This is a genomic window from Anabaena azotica FACHB-119 (assembly GCF_014697625.1).
Classification (GTDB): domain Bacteria; phylum Cyanobacteriota; class Cyanobacteriia; order Cyanobacteriales; family Nostocaceae; genus Trichormus; species Trichormus azoticus_A.
This window is the reverse complement of sequence record NZ_JACJSG010000003.1, coordinates 21077-48075: the sequence shown is the minus strand read 5'-3', so window position 1 is coordinate 48075 and position 26999 is coordinate 21077. Positions and strand designations below refer to the sequence as shown.

General features: G+C 41.1%; 22 protein-coding genes and 1 pseudogene. 13 read left to right on the top strand and 10 right to left on the bottom strand.

Translation table 11 applies throughout. The annotated features are described in order from the left end of the window. Positions 1-2: 2 nt before the first annotated feature. Positions 3-1154, top strand: a complete 1152-nt coding sequence (locus H6G83_RS02755; RefSeq protein ID WP_190466606.1) for a precorrin-8X methylmutase — start codon at positions 3-5, stop codon at positions 1152-1154. A 141-nt stretch (positions 1155-1295) separates the two neighbouring features. Here the strand turns inward: H6G83_RS02755 and gloA2 are convergent, their stop codons facing one another. After that, complete coding sequence (gene gloA2, locus H6G83_RS02750; protein WP_190466603.1) at positions 1296-1682, bottom strand: SMU1112c/YaeR family gloxylase I-like metalloprotein; 387 nt, start codon at positions 1680-1682, stop codon at positions 1296-1298. Between the two features lie 321 nt (positions 1683-2003). On the opposite strand from gloA2, the gene H6G83_RS02745 reads away from it, so the two are divergent. Further along, positions 2004-2516 carry a DUF3122 domain-containing protein gene (locus H6G83_RS02745; RefSeq protein WP_190466600.1) on the top strand — a complete coding sequence of 171 codons (513 nt, stop codon included), beginning with the start codon at positions 2004-2006 and terminating at the stop codon, positions 2514-2516. 141 nt (positions 2517-2657) lie between these two features. Next, positions 2658-2897, top strand: a pseudogene (locus H6G83_RS02740) (type I restriction endonuclease subunit R); the annotation flags it as partial. Positions 2898-2992: 95 nt separating this feature from the next. Here H6G83_RS02740 and H6G83_RS02735 read toward each other — a convergent pair. Next, positions 2993-3451: an avidin/streptavidin family protein gene (locus tag H6G83_RS02735; RefSeq protein ID WP_190466595.1), complete on the bottom strand. Its 459-nt coding sequence runs from the start codon at positions 3449-3451 to the stop codon at positions 2993-2995. A gap of 692 nt (positions 3452-4143) precedes the next feature. Between H6G83_RS02735 and H6G83_RS02730 the strand changes: the two genes are divergently transcribed. From H6G83_RS02730 to H6G83_RS02720, 3 genes are read left to right on the top strand one after another with little or no spacing between them, the layout of a single operon-like run. Then, positions 4144-5658 carry a restriction endonuclease-related protein gene (locus tag H6G83_RS02730; RefSeq protein WP_190466592.1) on the top strand — a complete coding sequence of 505 codons (1515 nt, stop codon included), beginning with the start codon at positions 4144-4146 and terminating at the stop codon, positions 5656-5658. Next, the gene (locus tag H6G83_RS02725; protein ID WP_190466589.1) at positions 5648-9073 is read left to right on the top strand and encodes a pPIWI_RE_Z domain-containing protein; all 3426 of its coding nucleotides are present in this window, start codon (positions 5648-5650) and stop codon (positions 9071-9073) included. The genes H6G83_RS02730 and H6G83_RS02725 overlap by 11 nt, the downstream gene beginning before the upstream one ends. Positions 9074-9075: 2 nt before the next feature. Then, the gene (locus H6G83_RS02720; RefSeq protein WP_190466586.1) at positions 9076-12234 is read left to right on the top strand and encodes an RNaseH domain-containing protein; all 3159 of its coding nucleotides are present in this window, start codon (positions 9076-9078) and stop codon (positions 12232-12234) included. A 143-nt stretch (positions 12235-12377) separates the two neighbouring features. Here the strand turns inward: H6G83_RS02720 and H6G83_RS02715 are convergent, their stop codons facing one another. Continuing rightward, on the bottom strand, positions 12378-12746 hold the full coding sequence (locus H6G83_RS02715; RefSeq protein ID WP_190466581.1) for a hypothetical protein: 369 nt from the start codon (positions 12744-12746) through the stop codon (positions 12378-12380). A 101-nt stretch (positions 12747-12847) separates the two neighbouring features. Next, positions 12848-13189, bottom strand: a complete 342-nt coding sequence (locus H6G83_RS02710) for a hypothetical protein (protein ID WP_190466578.1) — start codon at positions 13187-13189, stop codon at positions 12848-12850. 578 nt (positions 13190-13767) lie between these two features. Here H6G83_RS02710 and H6G83_RS02705 point away from each other — a divergent pair. Both H6G83_RS02705 and nifH read left to right on the top strand, forming a co-directional pair. Further along, positions 13768-14901 (top strand): substrate-binding domain-containing protein, encoded by a 1134-nt coding sequence (locus H6G83_RS02705; RefSeq protein WP_190466574.1) that lies wholly within the window; start codon positions 13768-13770, stop codon positions 14899-14901. Between the two features lie 333 nt (positions 14902-15234). Beyond that, positions 15235-16209, top strand: a complete 975-nt coding sequence (gene nifH, locus H6G83_RS02700) for a nitrogenase iron protein (protein WP_190466572.1) — start codon at positions 15235-15237, stop codon at positions 16207-16209. Positions 16210-16865: 656 nt separating this feature from the next. Here the strand turns inward: nifH and H6G83_RS02695 are convergent. Next, a complete protein-coding gene (locus tag H6G83_RS02695) occupies positions 16866-17030 on the bottom strand; it encodes a hypothetical protein (RefSeq protein ID WP_190466569.1) in 165 nt (54 codons plus the stop codon). Between the two features lie 102 nt (positions 17031-17132). Here H6G83_RS02695 and H6G83_RS02690 point away from each other — a divergent pair, with 102 nt between their 5' ends. From H6G83_RS02690 to H6G83_RS02680, 3 genes are all read left to right on the top strand, one after another. Next, positions 17133-17678, top strand: coding sequence for a GNAT family N-acetyltransferase (locus tag H6G83_RS02690; protein ID WP_190466566.1), 546 nt, complete (start codon positions 17133-17135; stop codon positions 17676-17678). Next, positions 17671-17889, top strand: coding sequence for a hypothetical protein (locus H6G83_RS02685; protein ID WP_190466562.1), 219 nt, complete (start codon positions 17671-17673; stop codon positions 17887-17889). The genes H6G83_RS02690 and H6G83_RS02685 overlap by 8 nt, the downstream gene beginning before the upstream one ends. 155 nt (positions 17890-18044) lie before the next feature. Beyond that, complete coding sequence (locus tag H6G83_RS02680) at positions 18045-18647, top strand: DUF411 domain-containing protein (protein WP_190466559.1); 603 nt, start codon at positions 18045-18047, stop codon at positions 18645-18647. A 195-nt stretch (positions 18648-18842) separates the two neighbouring features. Here H6G83_RS02680 and H6G83_RS02675 read toward each other — a convergent pair whose 3' ends face one another. From H6G83_RS02675 to H6G83_RS02655, 5 genes are all read right to left on the bottom strand, one after another. Then, the gene (locus H6G83_RS02675) at positions 18843-19004 is read right to left on the bottom strand and encodes a hypothetical protein (protein WP_190466557.1); all 162 of its coding nucleotides are present in this window, start codon (positions 19002-19004) and stop codon (positions 18843-18845) included. Between the two features lie 721 nt (positions 19005-19725). Then, positions 19726-20826, bottom strand: a complete 1101-nt coding sequence (locus H6G83_RS02670; protein WP_190466554.1) for an ABC transporter ATP-binding protein — start codon at positions 20824-20826, stop codon at positions 19726-19728. 4 nt (positions 20827-20830) lie between these two features. Further along, positions 20831-21715 carry a carbohydrate ABC transporter permease gene (locus tag H6G83_RS02665; RefSeq protein ID WP_190466550.1) on the bottom strand — a complete coding sequence of 295 codons (885 nt, stop codon included), beginning with the start codon at positions 21713-21715 and terminating at the stop codon, positions 20831-20833. Between the two features lie 3 nt (positions 21716-21718). Further along, positions 21719-22630, bottom strand: a complete 912-nt coding sequence (locus H6G83_RS02660; RefSeq protein ID WP_190466547.1) for a carbohydrate ABC transporter permease — start codon at positions 22628-22630, stop codon at positions 21719-21721. A 202-nt stretch (positions 22631-22832) separates the two neighbouring features. After that, positions 22833-24143, bottom strand: coding sequence for an ABC transporter substrate-binding protein (locus H6G83_RS02655; protein WP_190466545.1), 1311 nt, complete (start codon positions 24141-24143; stop codon positions 22833-22835). Positions 24144-24159: 16 nt separating this feature from the next. On the opposite strand from H6G83_RS02655, the gene H6G83_RS02650 reads away from it, so the two are divergent. Both H6G83_RS02650 and H6G83_RS02645 read left to right on the top strand, forming a co-directional pair. Next, on the top strand, positions 24160-24336 hold the full coding sequence (locus tag H6G83_RS02650) for a hypothetical protein (RefSeq protein WP_190466542.1): 177 nt from the start codon (positions 24160-24162) through the stop codon (positions 24334-24336). A 1238-nt stretch (positions 24337-25574) separates the two neighbouring features. Next, positions 25575-26768 carry an MFS transporter gene (locus H6G83_RS02645; RefSeq protein ID WP_190466539.1) on the top strand — a complete coding sequence of 398 codons (1194 nt, stop codon included), beginning with the start codon at positions 25575-25577 and terminating at the stop codon, positions 26766-26768. Positions 26769-26999: the final 231 nt, after the last annotated feature.

The window sequence follows — 26999 nt, the reverse complement described above, 5'->3', positions numbered from 1 at the left end:
TAATGACCAATGACAGTTTAACGATTAAAGAACTTACCCAAGCGGTGGGAGGCGGTATCACTCCCCGAATGGTGCGACATTACCATGAGTTAGGGTTGTTACCGCAGCCTGTGCGATCGCCTAGCAATTACCGTCTCTACAGCCAAAAGGATATCATTAGGTTACAGCGCATTGTCGCTCTCAAGCAGCAAGGTTTCCAACTCAACCACATCCGCAACATCTTGGAGATGGAACCAGAAGCAGATACCAATGCCAATTTCATCGCCCAGTTACAACAACAATATCGCGCAGTGATGCAGCAAATAGCCCAACTGCGACAAACAGCTTCCGCTTTAGAGGGATTATTAGGACGCGATCGCCATTGTCAAATCATGCAGGCGGAAGTATTAGCGCAACTCAAATTACTAGAAGTGGAAACTCAAGCTGGGTTAGGGGGCTTGGCGGAACTTTGGCATGGTTTAGATGCAGAAGTACATACCCACCCAGAAGTGTTTGCCGAGTCTTTGCAACATATCCTACCAGATTTATCACAGCGATCGGAAATTGAACAACACCTAATTTCTCAATTAGTGTTGGCTTGTGGTGATGTTAGCTTGGTATCTTTTATGAGGGTGAGTAAAGGAGCCATCGCTGCTAGCCGTCAAGCCTTGTCCTCAGCCTGCGAGATTGTTGTGGATATTCCCACAATTGCGACGGCTGTGGATCAAACAAGGTTAGTGCATTTGGGCTGTAAACTTACCACCTTAATTGATAATACCCATATTACCACAGCGATGGAGGCGGAAGTAGAATTTTGGCAGCATCAACATTGGCGCGAAAGGTTAGCAAAAGTTAGTCAAGATTGCATAGTGGTGATTGGTTATGCACCTTCAGTACTTTTAGAAGTCTGCACTCTGATTAACCAGCAAAAAATTCAACCATCATTAGTTATTGGAATGCCTATTGGCTTCAGTCATGCTCCCGCAGCCAAAAGGCAACTCATGCAACAAACAATACCTTTTATCACTATTGAGGGAACTATGGGAGGCGGATTGTTGGCTGCTACTGCTCTCAATGCTTTGGTGGAATCATTAATTGAGAAGCCAAATTGTCATTGTTATTTACAGGATTTCTCTGCTGGGAGAGGTTATACCAATTCAAAATTCAAAATTTAAAATTCAAAATTAAGAAAGTGAGACATAGTATAAGTTTGGGGCTTTGCATCTGTATCATATTTTTTGTGAAATGGTATTAGCGATCAGCGTTGCTCTTGTGGTTAGGCGATCGCTCTTAATTCAACAGTCAATGAGCTATTTTTAAGCCTCATAAATTTCCAAAGGCAAGTTATCAGGGTCTTTAAAGAAAGTAAATTTTTTGCCTGTAATCTCGTCAATCCTAATATTTTCTGTTTCTATATGATACATTTTTAAATAAGCAATAGTCTCTTCTATATTCTCAACCCGAAAAGCTAAATGTCTTAAACCACAAGCTTCTGGATCACCTACTCTTGGGGGAGTATTGGGAAAAGAAAATAATTCAATTTGAGTATGATCATTAATACGTAAATCTAATTTATAAGAATTTCTTGTGGCTCGAAACGTCTCCTGAATAATTGCCAAACCTAGCACATCCACATAAAATTTTTTTGAGCGATCGTAGTCTGAACAAATAATTGCTATATGGTGAATATCGCAGATTTTCATAAAATGCCTAAAATCTCCACACATTTTTATTACAGAAAATAACATACTCCAAATAAATAAGTAGAGACACTTAGTTAAATATACAGCATATTTTGGGTAAATGAGGTACAAGCGTAAAACCCAAAACCATGTAGAGACGTTACATGTAACGTCTCTACAGTATTTCACGAATAGCGAAACTGCTGTAAGTTTGTAGTCAGGACTTTAGTCCTTTCAAACCCAGCAATAAAGCGATAAATCGCTGACTACGAACAACAACTCATTTTATATTTAATTATGTCTACCTACTTAATCCTTTTAATTGGTTCTGTATACTAATATATGAAGCGAAAATTTCCCTCCTTTATCTGGCGTTGTGTCCTAGTAATTCTTCTAGCGTTGAGTTTGAGCGGTTGGACTGTAGAGCCAGCCCAAGCGCTGCTGCGCCAACATCATGATTCTCCCGGCGTTTTGCGCTACCACTCGCAAGTTTCTATCCTAGACGAATTTGGATATGCTTGGCAGGTGCTACTGTTCAAACAAAATTACAATAATCCAGTTCGAGATTTAAGGTTACGCTTGGTCGCATTTCCGGGTGTAGTGGAAATTGCCCACCCCCAACCATTAGAAATTGAGGCAGCAAGTGGAAAATTGTTGACGGCATCCGATGTTTATGCTTTAACTGCACCAGCCCCTAATGTTGGTGAATATAACTTAATTGATGTTTTACCCCAATTGCCCACTACCGATGCACTCAAACTTCATGTGCCAGTCAAGGGGGAAAAGCCATTGGTTCTCAATATCCCCAAATCTGTCGTCACTGAGTGGCAATGGTTAGTTACAGAAATTGATTAATATCAAGTTCGCTGGTAATGAGTACATCGCTAAAAAACTGGAAAAACCTCCGCGCCCCTCTGTCTTGAAAAGTTTCCTGGGTCGGGCTAACCCTCCTACAGAACTTTTCGCTGCGCTAACCTCTGCGTTTAAATACACTGATTCTGTTCTAACGGGGATGCGTTCTTGGAGCATGACTTTACCGTAACCACTGGTCAAATAGAGCGAGAAATAGCGCTTGATGCTTTTCCCTCGCCGGAACAATTGTGGCAATGCTACTGCCAATGGAAGGGAATTGACAACCCACAGCAAGCGATTATTACCCAGGAATACTACGACGATAGCAGTGGTAAAGTACCCCGTTACTACCAAGTAAATGCTATCAATCGTACTGTTGAAGCAAGTATACAATTATTGTCCAAGCAAATCAATAGATTTTAGAAAAACAAAACTTCCTCATCTTGGTTAAGCATGAGGAAGTTTAGATAGGAATTTCGCTATTTAGTTAAGCTCTCTTTGGTAAAGATATCTTTATTCACATAAGTAGATTGCCAATTATTTTTAGGGACTGTTCCTAGTGTAAGCAACCAAGTCGTAACTAGTTTATTTTGTTGCAGTTGACCTGACCAAGTAGTAACAGAATTACATTTAGACAACTCGTTTGTCCAAGAAACTACGAATCCAACCAAAGGAAGGTTCGTGCGTCCTACTAATGGGAATTTTCCTTTGGCACAGCCACCTTGGGAGACAGCGGTTTCATAATAACCACTAATTTGTCCGTTTTCTTCATTGTTGATAGTCAATTTTGATCCTAACTCGTTAGACCAAGTTCCTACCAAAGTGGTTATAGGAATTTGACTTTGGGTTGCCGATCCACACTCATCGGCTACAGCAGAAGAAGCAAACATAACGAAGGAAAAGACGGCTATTATTAATATTTTTACGATCTTGTTCATTTCTACTTCCTCATTATTTACATTGAACAAAAACATTTTTCTTGGGGTATTAGTAGCATCAGAACAGAGGCAGGGAGCAGGGACAGCAAGCCTTCCCCCTATAAGTGGAACGGAGCAGAACATAGGTACAAGCCCCGCCCTTCTTTGGCGCTTGACTTTCTTCGGAGTTGAGCTTCCGTCTCGATTTTCCCCCTTGCTAAGTGCAAGAGTGCAAGAGAAGCCCCTTTTCCTCTTGCTGACATGAGCAAAATTTTACCCTGTTGAAAAGCGTCAAATATCAAGTTTTTTGCATAAATTAATATAGATGCGTGTCAACCTTTTTATTATCTAGCGAAGAGTATCTTGATATTTACCAAATTGGTTGGTACTAATTTCTAACTTTTTTGGTATTGTATTCAGAGAGCTTACCATAAGTAAGCAATTTACCGTAAATATTTTCTATGAAAAGCAAGAAATTTGTTACATGGATGGCGGCGGCGATCGCTACTCATTTTTCATAGTCCAATCAGCTACACCCTAGCATGGGCGATCGCACTCTTGTTAACAGGATTGAGATTATAACTCGTTGTGGGTGTAGCTTTTCAGTAATATTGTTTCAATTTAGACCGCAACCTTAATCTTATTCAGCAAAAGCTATTGACATTGTAATTTACATCGTTTAGTGTAAACAGTTAATGATGTAAATTAAATATATGGAATTTGAAGGTGTGCGTCAATGGCAGGGAACTGCTGAGGCACTGACAAAAGAACTTAAACGGCAGATTGAACACCTGAAACTGTCAGTAGAGCCACCAGCCTTGCGAACCGTGCGGTCTTGGAGAGCAAAGCAACTTTTATCACAACCGAAAGGACAAGAATTTGGATTTCGTCAAATTTTGGAGGGATTGGCAACAACTTTACTATTAAAGAAGGGTTGGACGCTGGCGGCGATCGCGCAAGTATTGCCTTCTTTCACAGATGATACTTTGGAGATGCAAATTCTTGCCGAAGCTCAAGGTCAAGATCCTACATGGCTACCCGCAATCACTGCAACCCCCTTGCCATTACCTACTGGACAAAGACCAGCAACGGATCTGGCTGAAGATGCTGTAGTTTTGTTAGCGCAGGGAATTATGCGCCAATATGACCGACTGCTACCAGGACAACAAATTGTCCGTCAAGAGGATAGTACATTGCCACCAGAACTTTATCAAGCAATGTGCAAATTGGGTCGTCTGTATATTGAAGAAGGACAATGCGATCGCGCTGCTTGTGTACATACTGTCTTAGATAACGCACGCTACCCGCTTGGTTCTGAGCGTTGGGGGTTAGGAATTTTTCACCAATCAGACTTTCGCTTTGCTAACGCAACCATCATCGATCCAGATTTGCGAGTTCCCACCTCAGACTGTGCAGAGATTGCCAACCTCAGTGGCGGTTTTGGGGAAAATAATGTTATTGAACATCGCCTTTATACTGAGTTATGCGACGCAACCCAACGATTGGGTGGTCGCCGCCAGCACAAAGCCTATACGGCATTACGAGAGTTGTTTGGTAGGCATTCTCTGATTGGACAACACCAACTATTAGATTACTTGGTTAAGAATGACTTAACTCCTTTACAGGGAATGATTCTTGAGAGATTTTTCGACCTAGTACCGGATATCTGGTTAATTGATGGTTTAGCAAACCGTTGTGCATACTGCGGTACACTGATGCGACCTCATCCTAACAATAAACTATTTGCACAAGGGCGCTGTCCCATTCGCCAGTGTATTGGTCATGAATTGCCAAAAGTATCCGACAAACTAGATCCCAACGAAGACATTTTACGCATTGCCAAGCCGCAAATTCTCACCTACTGGACAGGCCCAGCTATTGACGAATTAGCCATATTTGATACAGCCAGACAAAACGGACTAGATGCGGAACTTTATCCAGAGTCGGATTTATGCGATATATCAATTAACGAACGAGCAATTGGCATTGATGCTAAATCTTATACAAGTCCGGTGACTTTGGCTTTGCGTCTCAACCGTAGTATTGGGGGACTGATTTATTATCGCCGTCGGATTTTGGCTGTGAGCGATCGCTTAATTGAAGATAACCCAAGCTACATTTCCACCCTTAAATCAACACTTGATAAAAAAGGTGATGCAGCCAGTTTAGAAATTATGTCAGTTTCCGCCGTCATTGAGTTTATAAAGAAGATGCCTTATGCGAACTAAACCTGATTTTTGGAAAGGTGCAGAGCGAATTTGTTGGCTTTGCGTCTTCATGGAAGAATTTATCGGCACTAATTCACTGGAGTATGCACCAGTAGTTATGTCTGGTATGGCCAGCATTTTAAATGCACCTGCATTTGCACAAGCTCGTCAAGCTATTTTCAATATGCGGCAGATGTCTCTGGCTTATGTAACGCACCAGTCAGTTAAACACGCGATCGCTCTCTATAACAATTATCATTACTCAAACAATACTCAAGGGACGTATGAAATTGATATTGAAACACTTCAGTTTCAAAGGACTGACGCTTTAGAAGATTCGTTAATTACAAAGGCGCGGCAAATTCTCAGTTCCCCTTTGCCCTACGATACCTATGGTTTTATAGTTGCCGATCCTCGTCAGCCAATGGCTGTGGCGTTAGGTGAAGACTCAACTTCCGTGAAGTTAGACATTCCGCGTATCTCTGCGCCGATTGCTGCACGTCGTACCCATTCCCTCAACCGCCAACCAAGAGGAAAGATTCGCATTCCCCTAAAAGAACTGCGTGATTTGGCTCGGAAAATGGACGAACGTGAACAGCAATATCCTGAACGACGGACTGGGAACTGGGCAGAGCGCTTTGAACGCTTTGACCTGATGGTGTCGGAGGCGGGAAAAGGACTGCGGAAAGAAGATGATGTACTGGAATTAGCGGATATCAAACACTTAATTGGTTTGCCTGGGTCGGGTAAAACAACCTTACTGGTGTTGATAGCTGTCTGGTTGGGGCTACATGACTATAAAGCAATGTTTGTGTTTCCTTCAATTGAAGTTGCTAGACAGTACATGGCTGATTTGGCATTTCATCAAGTTAAGGTGGGAATGCTTGTCGGTCAAGGTGATGAAACTCGTCGTCGCCATGCAGATAATATTGCAGAAGCGATCGCCGCTACAGGAAACAATGGTGGTTTTGCTTACACTTTAGAACAGGCAGAAGTTTTTGGGCTGAACTGCGTTCTACCAGCCTTTTCCACTGCGGATATGTCTTTGTGGGGGTTTGGTTATGCACCTTGTAATGAGATATTGCAAGGAGGGGGGAAACAGGGAAAGATGAAAAAATGCCTGTGTCCCCTCTGGACAATGTGCGGTCGCAACAAAGCACAACGAGATTTATTGGATGCTAATATTTGGGTTGGTCATGTGCGATCGCTCGATACTCAAATATCACCCCATGCGAGTTACGAACAATTACGATATTTTGAATTAATTGCCCGTACCTTTGACCTAGTTGTTTTCGATGAAGGCGACATGGTGCAGAAAGTCTTAGATGATTATGGCGCGGCAACTTTAAGTATTTCTGGCTCAAAACACTCAATTCATAGAGTCATTCTCGAACAAATTCATAATCGCTTTGCTCGTGGTGAAAACTATCGACTATTTGACCGGGATATAGAACTTTACAGTCGTGACTTAGCGGAATTTGGCAATCATAATACCTCTTTGATTACCACCATCCATAATATGTCAGCGTCGCGGGTAAAAGAACGCTATGAAAATCAATTGTTGACTGTATTACGAATTGTTAGCGAACTCTTGAATATTCTGAAAAAATCCACTAAACAAGATGAAATTGATGAACAAGAGGTAAAAACTGAAGTTACCAGAAGTCGAGCGTTAGCTGAATTTTGGGAAAAAGCAGCATATAATGCCTTTTATGACCGCACAGGTGTGAATAACCCTCAAGATTTTAAAGCTGATTTTTGGCCTCATTATATAGGCATAAACAGAGAAACCTTAGAACAGGAATGGGAAACTCTTATTCAGCATTTTCGCCGCTACTTAGCAGAAAATCTGATTAAACAACGTGATGCGATTGTCCAAGAAATTATCGAATTATTTTTCAAACTCTGTTTTCCCAAACATCAATTAACTATCGAAGCCGAGGATTTAATTAAATTACTAATAACTGTTACATTCGTAATTTTGGGTTATCAGCGAATTGTACCAGGCACAAGAACAATGGTTGCAGAAGGCTTCATTCGTGATCCCATTGTAGAATCTACTGCATCACCAGAACTAAGAAAATTCATTCCAGAAAGCATTTTAGGTTCATTTTCTGGTGTGCAATACAGTTTTTTCAAAGCACAAACAACGCGCACTGCTGCGAGAAATATGGAATTATCATACATTACATTTGTAGGTGCGCCTCGGATGTTAATGCACCGCTTTCATCGATTGTTAGAAGCAGATAATGGACAAGCTAGTCCAGCTATTTTAATTACCTCAGCCACATCATTTTTACAAGCCAGTCCAGCCTATCATATTAACGCCGGGCCACATTATTTACTCAAAGCACGTCAGTCAAAAAATCATACATCAGCAAAAAGCATTTATCGTTTCAAATGGTTTCCAGATAGCCAACGTGGTGATCAACCTCTACTATACAGTGGCGCAGGCGATCCCGAACTGCAAAAACGGAATCTTCAGCTGATGGTAGATGCTCTTGTCAAAGGAGGAACTACTAAATCTGAAATTTATAAAGCCATGAATAAATTTGATGTCAAGTCTGATATTCGTCGCAAAGCCGCTTTAGTTGTTAACAGTTATGACCAAGCTCGCCATATTAAGAAATACATCAATAACTATTATCCTGATGTTGGTAGGCATACAAAAGCAGTTGTTAACTCTTTGAGAGAAGGAGAACAACCAAAAGATTTTATCACTTCTGCTCAATGTGAAGCATTAGGAGATGATGAAAACTGTGACATTCTAATTTTTCCCATGCTGGCAATTGGTAGAGGTGTCAACATAGTTTTCACCAAAGGGGACAGGAAACTAGATGCAGCAATTGGCTCTATTTACTTCCTCACTCGTCCTCATCCTACCAAAAATGATATGCAGCTTTTGTACAGCTTGGCAGGACGAGCAACACAAGAATTTGATAGTCGAGTTTTTAGTGAAACAGAAGATTTGAATGCCATAGCAACAGCTTGGCGACAATCAAGAAAAGACCTCTGGTTAACTGCTAATAGATTGTTACGTGAACCCTTAATGGCCAGCCGTTTGGGGACTGAACTATTCAAATCATTTACGGCTAATCAAATGGTAGCTATTCTGCAAACAATTGGTCGAGGAATGCGGAATGGATGCCCAGTATCAGTTTACTTTGTTGATGCAGCTTGGGCTAAAAAATCAACAGAAGATAAACCCGACTCTGGACGAGATAGTATGCTGGTTCAGATGCGAATTATTTTAGAAGAATGTGTGAACCATGAAGACCCCGTAATTCGAGAAATTTATCAAGAACTGTATGGCGAATTTCTAGAACCTTTACAGCGCATTCAAGGAGTAATTTATCCTGGTGAATTACATTCCTTAGAAGAATTGGCGGATGAAGAAGCAGGTTTTGACGAGTTTTCAACACTATTGGAGATGTAAAAATGATTAACGATTTTGATAATGAAATTGAATTGGAAGAAGATTTATTGGCAGAAGAGGAAGACGAAGAAACTGAAGGTGATTTCGTCTCAGATACATTGTATATTCAGCAAGGTGCAATCAAATCAATTGCCAAATTTCCTCTAGCTTTTACAGTACCAGATAAACTACCTCCAATTATAGTAGAGGGGTTTACTCTTACTTGGACAAAACCAGCTTTGCAATGTTTCGGCAAGATTCAACAAGGAGCTAATGTCAAAAATATTCCTTATGGCTCATTGCGGAATTTTTTACAAGTAGTATTAAAAGATGCAACACGAATTGAACCAGAGATAGGTCTTAGCAAATATGCCTTGAATTATGCTAAATATGCTGTCAATGCTGTACCAGAACCCTTTGTTTACATTACTGGCGGCAATGAAGAAGAAATAAATAGAATACTTCGCCCAATTATTAATGATTGGTTGACAAACTATCTCAAACCATTTGCTGAGAAGGAAGATATATCAATAGACATTATTGAGAGCTTGAAGGATTTGCAAGAAAGAGGAGAGTTAATAACAGTTTCTCCATTCAAATCTCAAGTATTACCTTGGGCTTGGAATAAAGAGACGGATACAACTCAACCTAAAGATAAATATGCGTATCGAATGCTTGCAGATTATGTGGCTCGTCAAATTGCTGGACAAGTTATTTTTCCAGATTTAAAGCCGATGAAACGTGTTATTTTCAGCAGTGGTACATTTACTTCTGGTATTGCAGAACTGATCACAGATCCGATTTCTTTGGATGGCGCAAAAGGAAAATTCAGTTTTGTAGTGAGATTGGAAGTTGTTACTTACCCATCTTTACATCAACCTTTATTAAAAGTTGAAGTTTCTAAACGTCGCTGGTTCACCCATTTAAAAGCTCCTAAATATGACCGTAGAAAGATTAGCGGTTTCATCTTTTCTCAAGAGCATACTGATAGAGCCTTTAGCTATCAAGTAAGATGCGAACAAGACAAAAACGGCAAAAATGGTAAAACTAACAAGGAAGATTCGGTAAAATTGGTTTGGAGAACAGATAAAGATTTTGAAATATTGCGGAGAGAATTAAATTTGGGGTCATCTTGTGATGGACAAGAAATCGCTAGAGGTTTAGCCTCAACTAATAGCTGTGAGGTACTTCTAACTTACCGTAATGGGCTACAAGATAATTCAGAAGAAGACGAAGAAACTTTTGAAACCTACGGGATTGAAACAGGTGTCCCAGAGCGCGATAAATTAGATGCGTTTGAGGCGATCGCAAAAATTATTCAACCATTAGGAATCGAAATATTTAAGGATTACAAAAAAATAGCATCTACCCACAAACTAGATGATACAGCATCGCGCATGATTAATCTTCCTACACTGCTTGGTGGTGTTTTGGAAGCTCTGGAAACAAATACCAACTTGGAATTTACTCCGAAATATTTCGATCAATTCAACGAGAAACAAATTGATGACTTACTAAGTAAATACTTTAGCATTCGCTTAGAAGGTGTTCATTGGGGAAGAAAAGCTCTGCAATTTAGCAAACCTACACCTAATCAGACAGATGATCTCCAAGCCATTATTCAGGCAAACCAAGCAGCAATGCAGCGATTATATCCGAATGAACGACCTTTATTATTTATATTTTATGAAGCTCAGTTACAAACTGAAGCAAAACTGTTGCAGAAAGTTACTCAAGTTTTGTGGGGTAATACTCTTGACATAGAAATTAGTCGCTTGCCAGAAGATACGCACGGGCCAAGAGAAAGTTTATCAGGAAAAGATTTGAATGCTAAAGAGCGATCGCGTGAGCGAATTAAAGCATGGGAATCTACTGCACAACAGATTGAAAAGCTCAATCAGCCAACTTTCTGCTTAATAATGGCACGACAGTTTTATCCAAATCCTAATGGTCAAAACACTGTTAAACCTGACGATAAAGTTAACAAACCTTCAACTCGTCAAGCATTAGCAAAGGTTGGTGCTGCTGTGCAGTTTTTACTACCTATTGAAAAAACAAGGACAACAAATCGTCTCAAACTTGCAGACTTTTTCCATCGGATGCAGTCAGCACTGAAAGATTTAATTTTTGCTCATTCTGGTCGCATTGATGATGTCAAAGGAAAAGTTGATAAGTATCTGCAAAATATTCCCCCAGAAGCTAGACCAAAAGAAATTATTGTAATTACAATTGTCCGTAAACAAAAAGGTCGCGTTCGTGGTAAAATAGAAGGTACATTTTTACCAATAGCAATCCGCATCAATGTAGATACAGGTAAATGTGAATTTTGCTGTGCTTATGATAGAGGAAATTTAGTAATCAGTTCGTGGACGAGTTTTTCTGATGGACGAGCTTTTGTTGCTGAACTTACTCCTATTAAACTGGCTGATAAAGAGGAAGTACGCAAAACTCGATTCATGGACTTTGTGGAACAGGTTGTTTCCGATTCTGTGAAAGGAGGGAAGCAACCATTGGTTATGATTGATTCTTCCAACTGCGTTCAACTATGGCCTTGGTTAGCTGATATTAGAATAAATTCTAATCAAATTAACCTTGGTAATAAGCATGAAAACATGGAGGTTAACTGGCAAGGCGCACGTATAATTCGCATACGCCAAGAAATTGCCCCTGGCATTATTGAGAAAAAAGCCAGACACTTAATAGAAACCTCTGTAGAAGATACCAGAACTAAAGAGGAACTAAAGAAGCTGCCGCATACGCGGGAAATTCCTTCGGCATCTAGTGCAACTGGCTTATTTCGACTCAGCGCGACTAACCAAACTGGCTGCGTAGCTTATCTATCTGTGGCGCGTGAATCACCACATCAATATACTCGTGGTCAAAGTTGCTATCGCTCAAACTACAGTCTAGATAAAAAAACTGGGTTACTCACAAAACAAGCTCCTTTTACTGGTCGCTGGCCTACTCCCAACCCCCTGGAAATTGTTGTTACCTTACGTCAACCAGAAGATAACCCTGATGACTTAGCAGCTTTTGTGGAGTCACTGCGCTACGGCTTTGGTCACTACAGTGATTGGACTGCTTTACCTGCTCCCTTATTTTTTGAGCGTGTTGTGCGTGACTATATTAGCGATTTTACTATTGAAGATGAAGAAACCGAGGATGAAGACGCAGATTCTTAGACAGAATATCTAGAATAAGGGTGAGTTGTATATTGTGCGATCGCCTACCTGACAATAGCTAATCGCACAATTTTTGATCTGCTGATTTGCCCACTTCTCAAGTTATTAAGATTGCTTTTTTTCGCCCCAACACAGTTATTTGGTTACGTATTGAGTGCGTCGTTATCTAACCCAATTTCGTCGATTTCGATTATCCAAGGTACGCCTAAATTAACTGGCGGAGTAACACTAATACTAGCTGTATTTGCAAATCGCCTTAAATTCTTAGTGAAATAGGGAATACTTGTCATGATGTTCTGATAACTTTCCATATCAGGACAAATCATAATTAATACAAGAACACCGCTATGAATTTTGAAATACCAATGACAACTAGCCAATAAAATACGGGCTATGCGGTTACAAGCCAAGAAGAAACTTTTTTTAGTTGCTTCTTCGAGTTGTCTAATAAGTATTTTACTCAATAATATTGTTCGATTTGAAGGCAAATCATCTGGATGAATGTGATTCATAATTGTGTGGAGTAAGGGAGTAACCCACCCCTAACCCCTCCCTGGAGGGGAACAGGGGGATGAGGGAGAATAACTGTTGACTGTGGACTAATGACCAATAACTAATAACTAACAACCCAAAGCAACTCTAACCATAAATGTGGATAGTTTTGCTTTATTTGTGACATGGGATATCGCATTAAATTTGTAGCATTTAAACAGACAACATCAACAAGCCCTACATAAGCTGCTACTTCTTTAAGTAAGTTTTTTTGGGTGATTAAAGCAGTTACCAATTTCTCAGGACAATAAATTCCTATGTATCTCGCATTGGGAAGAGGCTTGTTCTTGAGTTGGGGTGTAATTACTCTGACATAACAGTGGCGAATTAATTCCCAAACGCGGGGATGAGTATGTTCAATAATCACGTTAAATTGTTGAGCTAAGTCTTCTTCGGTAATCATGTTTGACTCCAATAAATATAAGGCTAAAAATAGTCCTGTTCTTTCATATCTGCACAGCAAATATTCGATGGTGCAGAAAGATTAAATACGGTATATTCATCTATCATGAAATCATGATTTGCGATCAGGGCGATATTTACCCACCTGACCAAATTGGTTGGTATTTTCTTCAGGTCTATCTTGCTTATCTATCAAGCATCAAACCGAAATTTCGCCAAGAAAACTGTATTCTTTGCTTCATTTTACCAATTTAATTGGTAATAGCTAGGGTGTAATATCTGCAAGTTAATCGTGGAAAATCGCTGTGTATGGGCGATTTACTGTTATGTGAATAGGAGATTTTAAATTGTTAATTTATCAAGTTATTATACTTACTAAAAAATATTTAAAAAAAATTTCTCTGGGGCAAGTAAATTAGCAAGCTGTATGTTATGCTTGACGTATAGGGAATCGAAAGAGCGAAAGAATATTAGGTTTTGGAAAATATTGGTTGGATTCCAAACCTTTACTTTTACTCACAGTATATATATAAGGTAAATCCGCGACGGCTTTGTGTAAATGTAGAACTAAAGAAGCCAATGAAGCAGGATAGTAACCTCAGAAATAACTTGAAATCAATCAGAACACGCTTAGGAATGAGCCAGCAAGATTTGGCAAATATAGCTAGTGTGACTCGTCAGACAATTAGTGGTGTAGAATCAGGACAATATGCCCCTTCAGTGGCGATCGCACTACGTTTAGCTAAAGCACTTGGTTGTCAAGTTGAGGATCTATTCTGGCAAGACCAAGATTTACCGCAAATTGAAGCCATACTGGCAAAACCTGTACCGCCTAGTCAGTCAGTGCGTCTGAGTTTAGCCAGAGTCGGCGGACAATGGATAGCTTACCCCTTATTGGGTAAAGATGCCTTTCGCCAAGATATGATTCCGGCTGATGCAGAGGGTGCAAGTCAAACAGGTGAAGGTAAAGTCAGCTTGAGGCTGTTAGACGATAACTTAGAAGCACTGCATAATACAGTTGTCATTGCTGGTTGTGCGCCTGTAATTGCCCTGTGGGCAAGAGCTACAGAACGTTGGCATCCACAATTACGAGTGCATTTTACCTTCGCCAATAGCATATCTGCGTTGCAGAGTCTTTGTGCAGGTAAGGCACACATTGCCGGAATGCACCTATACGACCCAAAGACCGGAGAGCATAACTTACCATTTGCTCGTGAAATCTTGGCTGGAAGGGAAGCTGTGTTAATTACTCTTGGTTTGTGGGAAGAAGGGCTATTAGTACCGTCTGGTAATCCCAAGGGTTTTAAGACCCTGAGTGATATAGTAGAAGCACAAGCAACCATTGTCAATCGAGAAGTTGGTGCTGGTAGTCGAATGCTATTAGAACAAAAACTGCAACAAGAACAGATACCGTTTCAAGCAGTGAAAGGATTTGAGCAGATTGTTACCAGCCATCAAGATGTTGCCCAAGCGATCGCATTCGGATTAGTTGACGCAGGTATTAGTACAGCATCCGTCGCCGCTACCTTCGGTTTAGGATTTGTACCTCTGCATCAATCTAGATACGACCTAGTAATTCTCAAAGAGTACTTAGAAGAAGCCCCTATCCAACAGTTGTTGAGTACATTAGGCCATCGCATGGTTCACTCACAATTAGAAGTCCTCGGCGGCTATGACATCAGCAAAATTGGCGAAGTTGTAGCGACTATATAGGATTAGTCATTGGTCATTAGTCATTAGTCCATAGTTATTCTCCTTATCTCCCTATTCCCCTCCTGGGAGGGGCTAGGGGTGGGTTACTCCCTCATTTGTTTTACTCTTCAGTCCTTTGCGCCTTCTCTACGAGACGCTGCGCGAATGCGTGAAATAAATTCTTACTCTCATTCAACAACGCCAAACCTTCTTACTTAAAAATTCCCACCAACAATATGTATTCAACACTCATTGCTGTAGCAGTAGAACGCGCACCGCCAAAGACGTTCTACACAGGCTCAAACTGTCCCTCGCAGACCCACAAAATCACAATTACTTGGAGACTAAATCATCATGTCCGACGAAAACATTAGACAGATTGCTTTCTACGGTAAAGGCGGTATTGGTAAATCTACCACCTCGCAAAACACCCTCGCTGCAATGGCGGAAATGGGTAAGCGAATTTTGATTGTGGGATGCGACCCCAAAGCAGACTCTACTCGTTTGGTGCTGCACTGTAAAGCCCAAACCACCGTGTTACACCTAGCTGCGGAAAAAGGTGCAGTAGAAGACCTCGAACTAGAAGAAGTCGTGATCGAAGGCTTCCGTGGTATTAAGTGCGTTGAGTCTGGTGGCCCTGAACCCGGTGTCGGTTGTGCTGGTCGTGGTATTATCACCGCCATCAACTTCCTTGAAGAAAACGGCGCATACACAGACCTAGACTTCGTATCTTACGACGTATTGGGGGACGTTGTGTGTGGTGGTTTCGCCATGCCAATTCGGGAAGGGAAAGCGCAAGAAATCTACATTGTTACCTCTGGGGAAATGATGGCGATGTTTGCGGCTAATAACATCTCTCGCGGTATTCTCAAATATGCACATTCCGGTGGCGTGCGCTTGGGTGGCTTGATTTGTAACAGCCGCAAAACAGACCGCGAATGGGATTTAATTAGTGAATTGGCTAGACGTATTAGCACTCAGATGATTCACTTTGTACCTCGTGACAATATTGTGCAACACGCTGAGTTGCGTCGGATGACTGTAAACGAGTATGCGCCTGACAGCAACCAAGCAAATGAATATCGCGCCTTGGCGAGCAAGATTATCGATAACACTTTTATGGCTGTTCCTACTCCTCTAGAGATGGACGAGCTAGAAGATTTGTTGATTGAATTCGGTATTCTCGAAAGCGATGAACAAGTAGCCAAACTGACCGCCACAGCACAAGCTCAAGATGAAAAAGAAAAGAGACAAGAAGATGCTGAAGGCGAAGCATTAGAAGCCCTAGCAAAAGGTAATGTAGAAATCGTTTCTAGTGAGAAGAAATAGATTGATTGTTGGTTATTAGCTGCTAGTTAATCTAGTTGAACATTGGGTGGTTTATTTCCTCCCACCCTACCTACAAACATTCATCAAAATCTGGAGGTATGTTATAGAAGTAAACAAGTTTTAGGTGTTTTGCCTTACCGTTTCCGCCATTTTTCAATCGTTTTTATGCGGAATTAGTACTTTACTTTTATCTATCTTTCTCTGCTACGTTGGTTGTTTTTCAGTGAATGGGAAAGCTTTGTTTCCCATTCCTGATTTTTCTTTATAAGAAAAGTTTAGTTGCTGATAATTTATTTATAATTTACTGTAATACAGTATATTTTGGGTAAATGAGGTACAAGCGTAGAACCCAAAACCATGTAGAGACATTATATGTAACGTCTCTACAGTATTTCACGAATAGCGAAACTGCTGTAATATCATACCAAGTTGTGTTTAAAGATGTTTGTTTTTGCAGGCAAGGGAGCAACCCACCCCTAGCCCCTCCCAAGAGGGGAACGGGAAGTAGCGGAGAGTAAGATACTATCTTTGACTGCAACATAGTATCAACAACCTGCTGTTGATGGCTTATTTATGCCAATTCGCAACTGAGAAACTTAACCTTGACAATAAGATACTTTCACAACTATTCCCTGTCCCCTGTCCCCTGTCCCCTGTTAATAGTCACTGTCAGCCACACAGATCCCTTTACATTTAATACCGTTCGTGGCGGTGCGTAAACAATGAGGACAGAGTATTTTTTCGGTTTCTGTTTGTTGATTTATAGTTATAATATTGTCTGCTTGTGATTTATCGTTTTCGTTCTCAAGTTTTACAGTCATAGGAATAGAGTAACTTTTAATAATTTACTTTTTACAATTTATAACACTCCAGTCGAATCTATCACAACATAAAGACCTTTGTTTGTTGACCAATCTCAAATTATGCTGCAAGAAGTAACCACTTGGTATTTAGAAATGTTAGACCCCAAGCAGCTACGTCCATCTACTCCAGGGGACTATCAATTGCGAATTGAACAAGCAAAAATTCCTTCACCTGAGTTTAGCCGCTTTCTTTATACTAGTGTAGGCGGAAATTACTATTGGATTAACCGCTTAAGTTGGAATTACGAGCGTTGGCAAATTTATCTGCATCGACCAGAATTGGAAACTTGGGTAGCATACATTTCGGGTACACCAGCCGGATATATCGAACTAGAAAAGCAACCAGAAGATAATGTAGAAATTGCTTATTTCGGCATTATGCCCCAGTTTATAGGGCAAAGGTTGGGAGGATACTTACTTAGTCAAGGAGTAAAACGCGGCTGGGAAATGGGAGCAAGACGAATATGGGTACACACTTGTAGTTTGGATAGTCCTTATGCACTGAGAAACTATCAAAGTCGAGGCTTTGAAATTTACCAGCAGGAACTGCATATTGAAAACACACCAGATAAACCTATTGGCCCTTGGCTCGGTGCTTATGGGTGAGGATGACTATCCCACAATTACCGTAGCGCCTGAGCGACTAGAGACGAGAGTGCGATCAGCTACGCTCTTGCGGTTACGCGATCGCTCCTATGAGGATATTTGCATTCCCCTCAATGCGGTAGACTTGGATTGTCATCATATTCCTGAGCGCAGACTTAGGGTTAATCAACCAGATCCTTATGGGATGGAATTGGATGTAATATCAATATAGGACTTACGCAACTGGCACTTGGGGTAGGGTGCGTCAGATTTAGAAAATCCTGTGATGTTTACGAAAATATTGGGGCTGACGCACCCTACAGTTAGTTTGATGATGACACTTGCGTAAGTCCTACAATATTAAAAAACTTCTGCGAGGTCTTAACAATGCACGAACGCTTTTCTACTTGGATGAGTAAATTGTCAAGTTATTTATTCCTAGTAATTGTGACTATTGGGATTTTAGCAATAACCTATGGCACAGCCAATTTATCAAGCAAAGCAGAAGAGGTTACAGGTATTAACCATCCACAGATTTTAGGCAGCAATTCTGTATCATTAATCAACGTCAGTCTTTGGGACAAGCAAACCGAACCTTATTTAGGAACAAGAGACATTAAAGTTTATCGCAGTCCCGCTTGTGGTTGCTGTGGTGCTTGGGTGGAACATCTACGCCAGCAAGGGTTTAACATCCAAGCAGATATCAAAACCGATGATATAGAGGCAATTAAACAAAAGTACAACTTGCCTCAAGAGTTAGCATCTTGTCACACAGCAATTATTGATGGCTATGTGATGGAAGGGCATATTCCCGCCGACGATATTAAGAGTTTTCTTCAACAAAAGCCGCAAGTTTTAGGTTTAACTGTACCAGGGATGCCTATAGGAACACCAGGAATGGAAATGGGAGATAAAAAACAGCCATTTACAGTTATGGCATTTGATAAAACAGGTAAAGTTACATCGTTTAAAGAGTATAAATCCTATTAAGAAAGCACAATGGGTGAGGAGTGAAACTAAAAAGCCCTTGAAGGGAGTTCCAGATAAAAAACCTTCAAAATTTAGGGTGTGTCAGTACGAGAAAAACTGATTGTACCCAGAAAGTATTTATACTGACGCACCCTACTAACTTTAAATTTATACAAGTTAAATATGCTCAACTGGAATTATCTACTTGCTGGCAATTTACCACAACATTATAGGTAAACCAGCAATGACAGCAGCAACACCTGACCAAAGAATAAAACTTTCAATATCTACTTCATCCAAAGCAAGACTCATTTGTTGCATGACTGAGAAAAGAGATGCTGACAGCAATGTGAAGAATGTTAAGTATTCTATAATCATGTTTTATTTTCCATATTTTCAGCTAAGTTAAACCTGATTATTTTCCACAGGATACAGGAACTTATAGCGGATTGCGATCGGATAGAATACAGATTCATCTGCGTCCATCTGCGTTCATCTGCGTTCAATCATTTTTTCTGTACCTCACTGACTTGAAAACCGCTATATGAGTAGAAATATCACTCATTGAATTGCTATCCGCCGCTCAAGTTAATCAATATGAGAAATGAACAATGTGGAGAGAATAGCGTAACTGGCAATCAAAACAACAAAAGGTAACATATAAATCTCCTTGGGAAGCACAAAATAGTATATAGGCTTAATTTATTGATGATTTTCCCAAACCACATCTGTTAATTAGGTTATTTTCTCAAATAAGAACTATGCCAAATGAATCATAACCAGGACTTACGCACCAAGGTTATCTGTTGAGACAGGGTGTAAGGGTGTAAGGGTTTTAAAGATTTACACCCCTATACCCCTATACCCCTACACCCTTGCCCAAACCCTTGATTTTTCGTTTTTATGCGTAAGTCCTAATAACAATAATATCTACTGGCGTGGCAAGGCTAAAATGTGGCAATAGATTTGAAAAAATTGAACGCAGATAAACGCAGATAAACGCAGATGAGTGGGGATGCACAGATGTGCGTCCCTACAGATAATGGATGTGTTGCCAATATTTTTTGAATTGGTATTAAGTTTAAATATTCATGTCTTGCTAGCCCCTCACACCTAACATTTGCCGCTTGACAAGAGCATGACCAGACTCAACATCAAACCAATGAATATTCTCAGGGGGCAATGCTAGGGTAATATCCTCGCCACTCCAATTTTGATCTATTGGCAACAAAGCACGTACTGTTAGCGCTCCGGTTGGTGAACCTTCAACCCTGACGCTGACCAAATAGTGCATACCCAAGTTTTCCACTAAATACACTCGCCCTCGGATAGTTTGGGTATCACCGCTTTGAGCAATGCGGACATTTTCTGGGCGGATTCCCAAGACAATCTGGGGTGGTACAATGGGTATATCTGGCAGGTGTACTTGGAAGTTCCCCAGTAGGGCGTATCTTCCCTGACAGGGTAGAGTCAGCAAGTTCATTTGGGGACTGCCCACAAATTCTGCTACAAATAAGTTAGCTGGATGGTTATAAATGCGGTCGGGTGGGTCAAGTTGCTGTACGTAGCCATTGTTCAGCAAGGCTACTTTTGTGGAGAGCGTCATCGCTTCTGTTTGGTCGTGGGTGACGTAGACTACTGGCACTTTTTGGGCGGCGAAGATTTGCTTGAGGTCGGCTCGCACTCGTTCGCGCAGCAGTGCATCTAGGTTGCTTAACGGTTCATCTAGCAGGTAGACATCGGCATTACGCGCTAAAGCCCGACCGACCGCAACACGCTGGCGTTGACCTCCAGACATTTGCCCAGGCTTACGGTTCATTAACTCTTCTAACCCCAAAACCTCGGCTACTTCTGCTACCCGCCGTTTAATTTCTGCTGGTGGTACTTTTTTCAGCTTCAACCCAGAAGCGAGATTTTCGTACACCGTCATGTGGGGATAAAGTGCATAGCTTTGGAATACCATTGCAATATTGCGATCGGCTGCTCGCTTATTGGTGACATCCACATCGCCAATTTTGATTTGACCACGAGTAGGTTCCTCAAGTCCAGCAATCATGCGTAAGACGGTAGATTTACCACAACCGGAAGGGCCGAGTAGAGTCAAAAATTCATGGTTATCTACAGTTAAGCTAACATCTTTGACAGGGATGACTTTGGGATTATAGGTTTTATTTAAATTTTTGAGTTCAAGTTTAGCCATTTTTCTATCCTTTTACAGCGCCAGCAGTCAAACCTTGGACAATTCTGCGTTGGAAAAACAAAACTAGTAAAACTAAGGGTATAGTCCCGATGACAGTTGCAGCCGCGATGGAGCCGTAGGGAATTTCATATACGGTTGCACCACCTAATTGAGCAGCAGCCACGGGAATTGTTTTCAACTCTTCGCGGGTCATAAATGTCAGAGCGAAGATAAACTCATTCCATGCAAAAATAAAGGTGAGAATCCCTGTTGTGACTAGGGCGGGGAGGGTCATTGGTAGCACAATTTGCCACAGCAGTTGAAAGGTGTTGTAGCCATCGACTCTAGCGGAATCTTCCAAGTCCTTTGGTAATTGCTCGAAAAAGCTTCTGAGGACTAAAATTGTCAGGGGCAAATTGATGGCAGTGTATGGTATAATCAGCGCCAAATAGTTGTTACCCAGTCTCAGGGCTTGAATAATTTCTAACAGTCCTAAAAACAATAAAATTCCCGGAAATAAAGTCACAATCAGAATGCTGGCGAGGATAACTTTTCCACCCCAAGGGCGTAACCTTGCCAGGGCATAAGCAGCAGGTGCGCCGATCGCTAAAGCTACAGATGTAGAGATAATAGATACGAAGGCACTATTAAAAATATATCGCCAAAATGGACGGCGAGTAAATAACTCAATGTAATGATTGAAAGTAAATCGCGTCGGAAAATAGACGGTAGGGACGGCGGCGATATCTTCATTGACTTTAAACGAGGTGAGCAATTGCCATAAAGCCGGTGCTAGGCTGAATAGCACCACTAATACTACTGCTATGGGTAGCAAGATTGTTTGAACAGAAAACTTGTTGCCCCCTGTTCGTTTTGGAGTTGTGGGAGTTGCTTGGGGTGTTACACTCATAGGTTACATGGCTCCTGATGATCTGGCACGAGATTTGTTAAGTAAGAAACTAGCGATCGCCACAGCCGCAATTAAAATCAGAAATGTCACCACAACCAAGGCTGCACCATAACCAAAATCTAAGTAGCGCATCACTGTAGAATAGATGTACAATGACACCACCTCCGTAGCGCCACCAGGGCCGCCCCCAGTCATCACCGCAATCAAGTCGAAAATCCCAAAAGCTTGAGCAAACCGAAACAGCACGGCAATTAAAATTTGTGGTAGCAGCAAAGGCACAGTAATATTGCGGAATTTTTGCCAAGCATTTGCCCCATCAACCGAGTAAGCTTCATAGAGGTCTTGTGATATCGACTGTAAGCCAGCTAGCAGTAAGATACTAATAAATGGTGTAGTTTTCCATACATCAGCAAACACCACTGCGATCATCGCCAGCGTGGGATCTCCCAACCAGTTAATTCCCGTGTTAATCAGCCCCAACCGTCGCAGGATATCATTGACAACACCAAACTGATCGTTAAAAATCCAAGCCCATGCCAGACCAATCAAAGCAGTAGGCAAAGCCCAAGGTAAAATAGCGATCGTCCGCACAATACCCCGACCAAAAAACGCTCGATTCAGAACCAGAGCAATTAAGAGTCCTAGCAGTAGTTCCGAGATGACCGAGGCTGTAGTGAATACCGTTGTTGCCCATAAACTCTGCCAAAAACGACCATCCCCAGCCATCCGCACATAATTATCCAAACCAGAAAATACTGGTTGTAGTTCCGTTCCCAGATTCCTAGTAAATACACTTAACCAAAATGCCCGTAAAATTGGGTAGGCAAATACAAACAACAGCAACAGCAGTGCAGGTGCTAGTAAAATCCAAGCTGTGCGTTGTTCCCGACCTCGGAGTGTTTGTGAATTAGTCATTAGTCAGTTGTCAGTTATCAGTTATCAGTTATCAGTTATCAGTTATCAGTTATCAGTTATCAGTTATCAGTTATCAGTTATCAGTTATCAGTTATCAGTTATCAGTTATCAGTTATCAGTTATCAGTTGTCAGTTATCAGTTATCAGTTATCAGTTATCAGTTATCAGTTATCAGGTGATGTTCACTGTCAACTGTCAACTGTCAACTGTCAACTGTCCCTAACAGCCTGCGCGTTTCCGCCGCCGCCTGCTGCATTGCTCGTTCAGGAGCCATCCGACCAGATAGGGCGGCGCTGAGGTAACGTTGCAAAATGTCTGATGTTTGAGCATACTGGGCAATTGGTGGACGCAAAACTGCATTGTTCACTACTTCCAATAGTTGGGGATAGTGGGGGTATTTGGCAACAATCTCTGGGTCTGTAAACAATTCTTGGCGACTGGGTACAAAGCCTGCGGTCAAAATAAATCGGCGTTGTGCTTCTTTGCTGGTAAAATATTGGATTGCTTTCCAAGCTTCTTCGGGATGTCTAGAGTTTTTGGCAATCCCTAAACCCCAGCCTCCTAAACAAGCAGCCCCCGTCTGGCCAGGAGCGTGAACCATTGGTTTTATGGCAATTTTGCCCTGAATTGGCGAATTTTCAGCTTGGGCTAAAGGCCAAGCGTAAGGCCAACTGCGTAAAAATGCTACTTGACCACTTTGGAATAAGCGCCGGGTATCTTCTTCTTGATAAGTTGTGACTCCAGGGGGTGAAATGCCTTCCCTCACCGTACTACGCAGAAACTCAATGGCTTGTAATGTTTCTGGTCGATCTAGTCCCACTTCCAAAGTATCGGGATTCACCCAGAAGCCTCCAAAGCCTTCGAGAACTTCGATAAACATCGCCACCAGTCCTTCATATTGGCGACCTTGCCAAAGATAGCCCCAATTCACTTGGTCTTTCTTCTGCAAGGTTTGGGAAATTTGTAGCAAATCTTGAAAGGTTTCTGGGGGCTTGAGTCCTGCTTGTTTGATTAAATCTTCTCGGTAGTAGAGCATTCCCACATCAGAACGCATAGGAATGCGGTATAGTTTGTCTTGGTAACGTCCCCCTTCTACATCTTTAGCCGAAAATGCTGCTAACTCCTGTTGAGAAATGCGATCGTCTAGGGGTAGCAACCATCCAGCAGCAGCAAACTTGGGTGTCCAAATGACATCCATGTTGATTAAGTCATAGGGGGATTCACCTAAGATAAAAGATGAGGTGTATAAGTCTTCTAGTAAATTAGTTGCATTCGGCCCTTCAACTAGGTTAAGGCGAATGCCTGGGTTGGCAGTTTCAAAGTCTCTAATTAATCCCTGTCGCCAAGGTTGAGCATCAGGGGCGGTTATTAACATATTCAGGGTAACTGGTTGCTGGGCGAGTGCTACCCAACTAAACAAGATGACACCTAACAGGGTTGCTAGGAAGGCTCCTACAAGCAAAAAACCTTGTTTGCGGATGAATTTCAGCTTGTTTATTGGTCGGTACAACATTATTAAGTAGGTCGTTGTGAATATTTATTGTTGGCAGGAGGCAGGAGGGAAGCAGGTTTCAGCTTATTTTACTTTTCTTGACATAGTTCGGTTTTTCCACGTCGTTCTACTGAATGTAGCGATCGCTAGCACTTGGGGTAGGGTGCGTCAGATGTGGAAAATCCTTGAATCTGTAGGAAATTATTGGGGCTAACGCACTCTACTGGCGTGGCAAGCCTAAACTTGTGCATTAGCGAAAAATCTATCATCTTGTTCATCTGCGTTCATCTGCGTTCATCTGCGTTCAAATTTATCCAAACCTATTGCCACATTTTAGCCTTGCCAGTCCACTACAGTTACTTTGATTATGACACTTGCCTAAGTCCTATTAATATAGCGATCGCTATTGTTAATTACTGAGAAATGAGAGCATGAAATATCTTAAAAATGAATTATTTTGCATTGTTACTTTTCCGCATAAATCTTTACAAAGAGTGAATAAAAAAAAATAAAATTCCCAAGCTGTACTTACTCTTATAGAATAAGCAGCTTTGTTGCAAATAAGGTAATTTTGTGCTAATAAATGAAACATCTACATTATTCCCTTCAAACAGAAAGAAACTGTCTATTTGCCCAGTTAACCCCTACTGTTATAGATGTAAATTAATTTCTTATGACTGATACAAGCAACTTTCTAAAGATAGAGTTAACTATCAAGAAGCAGTTCCGCAAGTAATAGAAAATCTAATTTCTTATATAAATATTTATTGCTGGTAAAAAGTTTACTATTTTTAATATTTAACTAACTGTTTGCAGCTAAAATTCTCAATAGAGGGCGAATCAAAATTTTCTCCCTTGGCTCCTCAACCTCTCTCAGAGGTTGTCGGAAAAGTCAAAAATTATACTAATGCTCCCTATCGATAACGCGATCGCCTAGCTTGTGCTTTGCACTCAGAACTTCTCGTAAGTACCTATCACTCACTGGCAAACTGCTGTATAGCAATGATAAATGGCTTAATGGGACTTAGACAAAAAGTAGGCTGAAAAAATCATCAAACGTATACACCAAAAGATTTTGACATCGTTTTACCTAGTTTCTTGATATATCTGGGTTTGAAGCACTTTTGAGCCTTCGGTGTGTTTCCCTTGCCCTATATAGGTTTGAGCCTTATTTCTGCCTCAAAAATGTTCAAGTCCCACTAAGAGGAGGGGAAACAGAAGTAGCGCAGAGTAAGATACTATCTTTGACTGCAACTTAGTATGAACGCAGATGAATCTGTATTCTATCCGGTTGCAATCCGCTATAAGTTATTCACTTGTAGTTTAGCCTGAGAATGATTGAAAGATTTTGCATCCTACCGGAGTAGGAGGATAAATTTTGCTGCTTTCCTATTAGTGGTAATATTCGGGTTACTTGTGTAATCACCCATCTGAGTCACCAAGATAAACCCAATGAAATCAGCCAACGAATCAGAAAAATTCGAGCGACGTAAACCAGTTTTTCAAGAGCTAAACTTTCAAATTATCTGTGCAGTCGGCTTAATAGCTGTGCTGGGAGTTTCTAGTGTAACACCTGCTTTTCCTGGGTTAGCCAAAGCCTTGGCTGTAGATCCTCAAAACCTGGGGTTACTGATCACAGTGTTTACATTACCATCTGTGATTTTAGGCCCCGTAATTGGTGTACTTGCTGATAGATTAGGTAGGAAAAAGATTATTGTTCCTTCACTACTCTTATTTGGCATCGCTGGTACGGCTTGCGGTTTTGTCGGGAATTTTGAATTACTGCTGTGGTTGCGTTTGTTACAAGGAATTGGTGCAGCTTCTTTGTTATCTCTCAGTATTACCTTGATTGGTGATTTGTATCAAGGGACTAGACGCACTGAGGCAATGGGTTTCAACGCTAGCGTCACTAGTATTGGCACAGCTAGTTATCCTACAATTGGGGGAGCGTTGGCTACGTTGGGCTGGTATTATCCCTTTATTTTGCCGATAGTCGCTCTACCGATTGGATTGTTGGTACTATTTGGTTTAGATAATCCAGAACCAAAAGGCGATCGCCACCTCAAAGAATATTTAAATAATGCCACAAAAGTATTAAAAGACCGTCGATTATTGGGTCTTTTTACCGCCAGTGCTGCTAATTTTGTACTACTCTATGGCGCTTATGTTACTTATCTACCACAGCTAATTAGTGATGAATTTAAAGAACCACCAGCAACAATTGGCATATTATTATCTAGTGTTTCTGTCGCAATTACAATTACAGCTTCCCAATTAGGTAGGTTAGCTAGGAAATATCAACCCACAACTTTAATTAAAGCATCTTTTATTTTGTATGCTTTTGCTCTATTCCTGATTCCCTTGATGCCTAGCACTTGGTTTTTATTAATACCTGCGACAATTTTTGGCATCGGTTTAGGTATGGGTTTTCCCAGCATCCAAAACCTATTAACCGATATAGCACCAAAAGAATATTTAGCCACAATTGTTTCCGTCAACGGCACATTTTTCGGAATAGGGCAAACCTTGGGGCCGCTTTTGATGGGTATAGTTTTTGGCTTTGGTGGAATTGATAGTGTATTTTATGCAGGTGTAGGGTTTGCGATTCTCATCTTCTTTGTCTTTAGATATTGTACTTGTATGTGATGGTCTGTTGACGGTTGACGGATGATCGGAGAACAAAGTAAATAAGCGCACATATGTACCTCCCTAAAACAACGGACACCGGACTAGTCAAATCCTCTATCTCTACAACTTGATTTACTATGGCAGTTTAACTTTAACAGTGAACAGTCTCATTACATTCGCCCAGGCTTAAGTTTACACTAATGCCCCACCATAGGCCCTGGCTTACTGATAACTGATTTAACGTTACAC

What these genes read in the sequence shown, in the direction of transcription:
- gloA2 (WP_190466603.1), bottom strand. Translation starts at nt 1,682, where the DNA reads ATGAAAATCTGCGATATTCACCATATAGCAATTATTTGTTCAGACTAC.
- H6G83_RS02675 (WP_190466557.1), bottom strand. Translation starts at nt 19,004, where the DNA reads ATGATTATAGAATACTTAACATTCTTCACATTGCTGTCAGCATCTCTT.
- H6G83_RS02695 (WP_190466569.1), bottom strand. Translation starts at nt 17,030, where the DNA reads ATGACTGTAAAACTTGAGAACGAAAACGATAAATCACAAGCAGACAAT.
- H6G83_RS02725 (WP_190466589.1), top strand. Translation starts at nt 5,648, where the DNA reads ATGCGAACTAAACCTGATTTTTGGAAAGGTGCAGAGCGAATTTGTTGG.
- H6G83_RS02715 (WP_190466581.1), bottom strand. Translation starts at nt 12,746, where the DNA reads ATGAATCACATTCATCCAGATGATTTGCCTTCAAATCGAACAATATTA.
- H6G83_RS02755 (WP_190466606.1), top strand. Translation starts at nt 3, where the DNA reads ATGACCAATGACAGTTTAACGATTAAAGAACTTACCCAAGCGGTGGGA.
- H6G83_RS02665 (WP_190466550.1), bottom strand. Translation starts at nt 21,715, where the DNA reads ATGAGTGTAACACCCCAAGCAACTCCCACAACTCCAAAACGAACAGGG.
- H6G83_RS02735 (WP_190466595.1), bottom strand. Translation starts at nt 3,451, where the DNA reads ATGAACAAGATCGTAAAAATATTAATAATAGCCGTCTTTTCCTTCGTT.
- H6G83_RS02690 (WP_190466566.1), top strand. Translation starts at nt 17,133, where the DNA reads ATGCTGCAAGAAGTAACCACTTGGTATTTAGAAATGTTAGACCCCAAG.
- H6G83_RS02680 (WP_190466559.1), top strand. Translation starts at nt 18,045, where the DNA reads ATGCACGAACGCTTTTCTACTTGGATGAGTAAATTGTCAAGTTATTTA.
- H6G83_RS02670 (WP_190466554.1), bottom strand. Translation starts at nt 20,826, where the DNA reads ATGGCTAAACTTGAACTCAAAAATTTAAATAAAACCTATAATCCCAAA.
- H6G83_RS02710 (WP_190466578.1), bottom strand. Translation starts at nt 13,189, where the DNA reads ATGATTACCGAAGAAGACTTAGCTCAACAATTTAACGTGATTATTGAA.
- H6G83_RS02685 (WP_190466562.1), top strand. Translation starts at nt 17,671, where the DNA reads ATGGGTGAGGATGACTATCCCACAATTACCGTAGCGCCTGAGCGACTA.
- H6G83_RS02655 (WP_190466545.1), bottom strand. Translation starts at nt 24,143, where the DNA reads ATGTTGTACCGACCAATAAACAAGCTGAAATTCATCCGCAAACAAGGT.
- H6G83_RS02745 (WP_190466600.1), top strand. Translation starts at nt 2,004, where the DNA reads ATGAAGCGAAAATTTCCCTCCTTTATCTGGCGTTGTGTCCTAGTAATT.
- H6G83_RS02720 (WP_190466586.1), top strand. Translation starts at nt 9,076, where the DNA reads ATGATTAACGATTTTGATAATGAAATTGAATTGGAAGAAGATTTATTG.
- H6G83_RS02705 (WP_190466574.1), top strand. Translation starts at nt 13,768, where the DNA reads ATGAAGCAGGATAGTAACCTCAGAAATAACTTGAAATCAATCAGAACA.
- nifH (WP_190466572.1), top strand. Translation starts at nt 15,235, where the DNA reads ATGTCCGACGAAAACATTAGACAGATTGCTTTCTACGGTAAAGGCGGT.
- H6G83_RS02730 (WP_190466592.1), top strand. Translation starts at nt 4,144, where the DNA reads ATGGAATTTGAAGGTGTGCGTCAATGGCAGGGAACTGCTGAGGCACTG.
- H6G83_RS02645 (WP_190466539.1), top strand. Translation starts at nt 25,575, where the DNA reads ATGAAATCAGCCAACGAATCAGAAAAATTCGAGCGACGTAAACCAGTT.
- H6G83_RS02660 (WP_190466547.1), bottom strand. Translation starts at nt 22,630, where the DNA reads ATGACTAATTCACAAACACTCCGAGGTCGGGAACAACGCACAGCTTGG.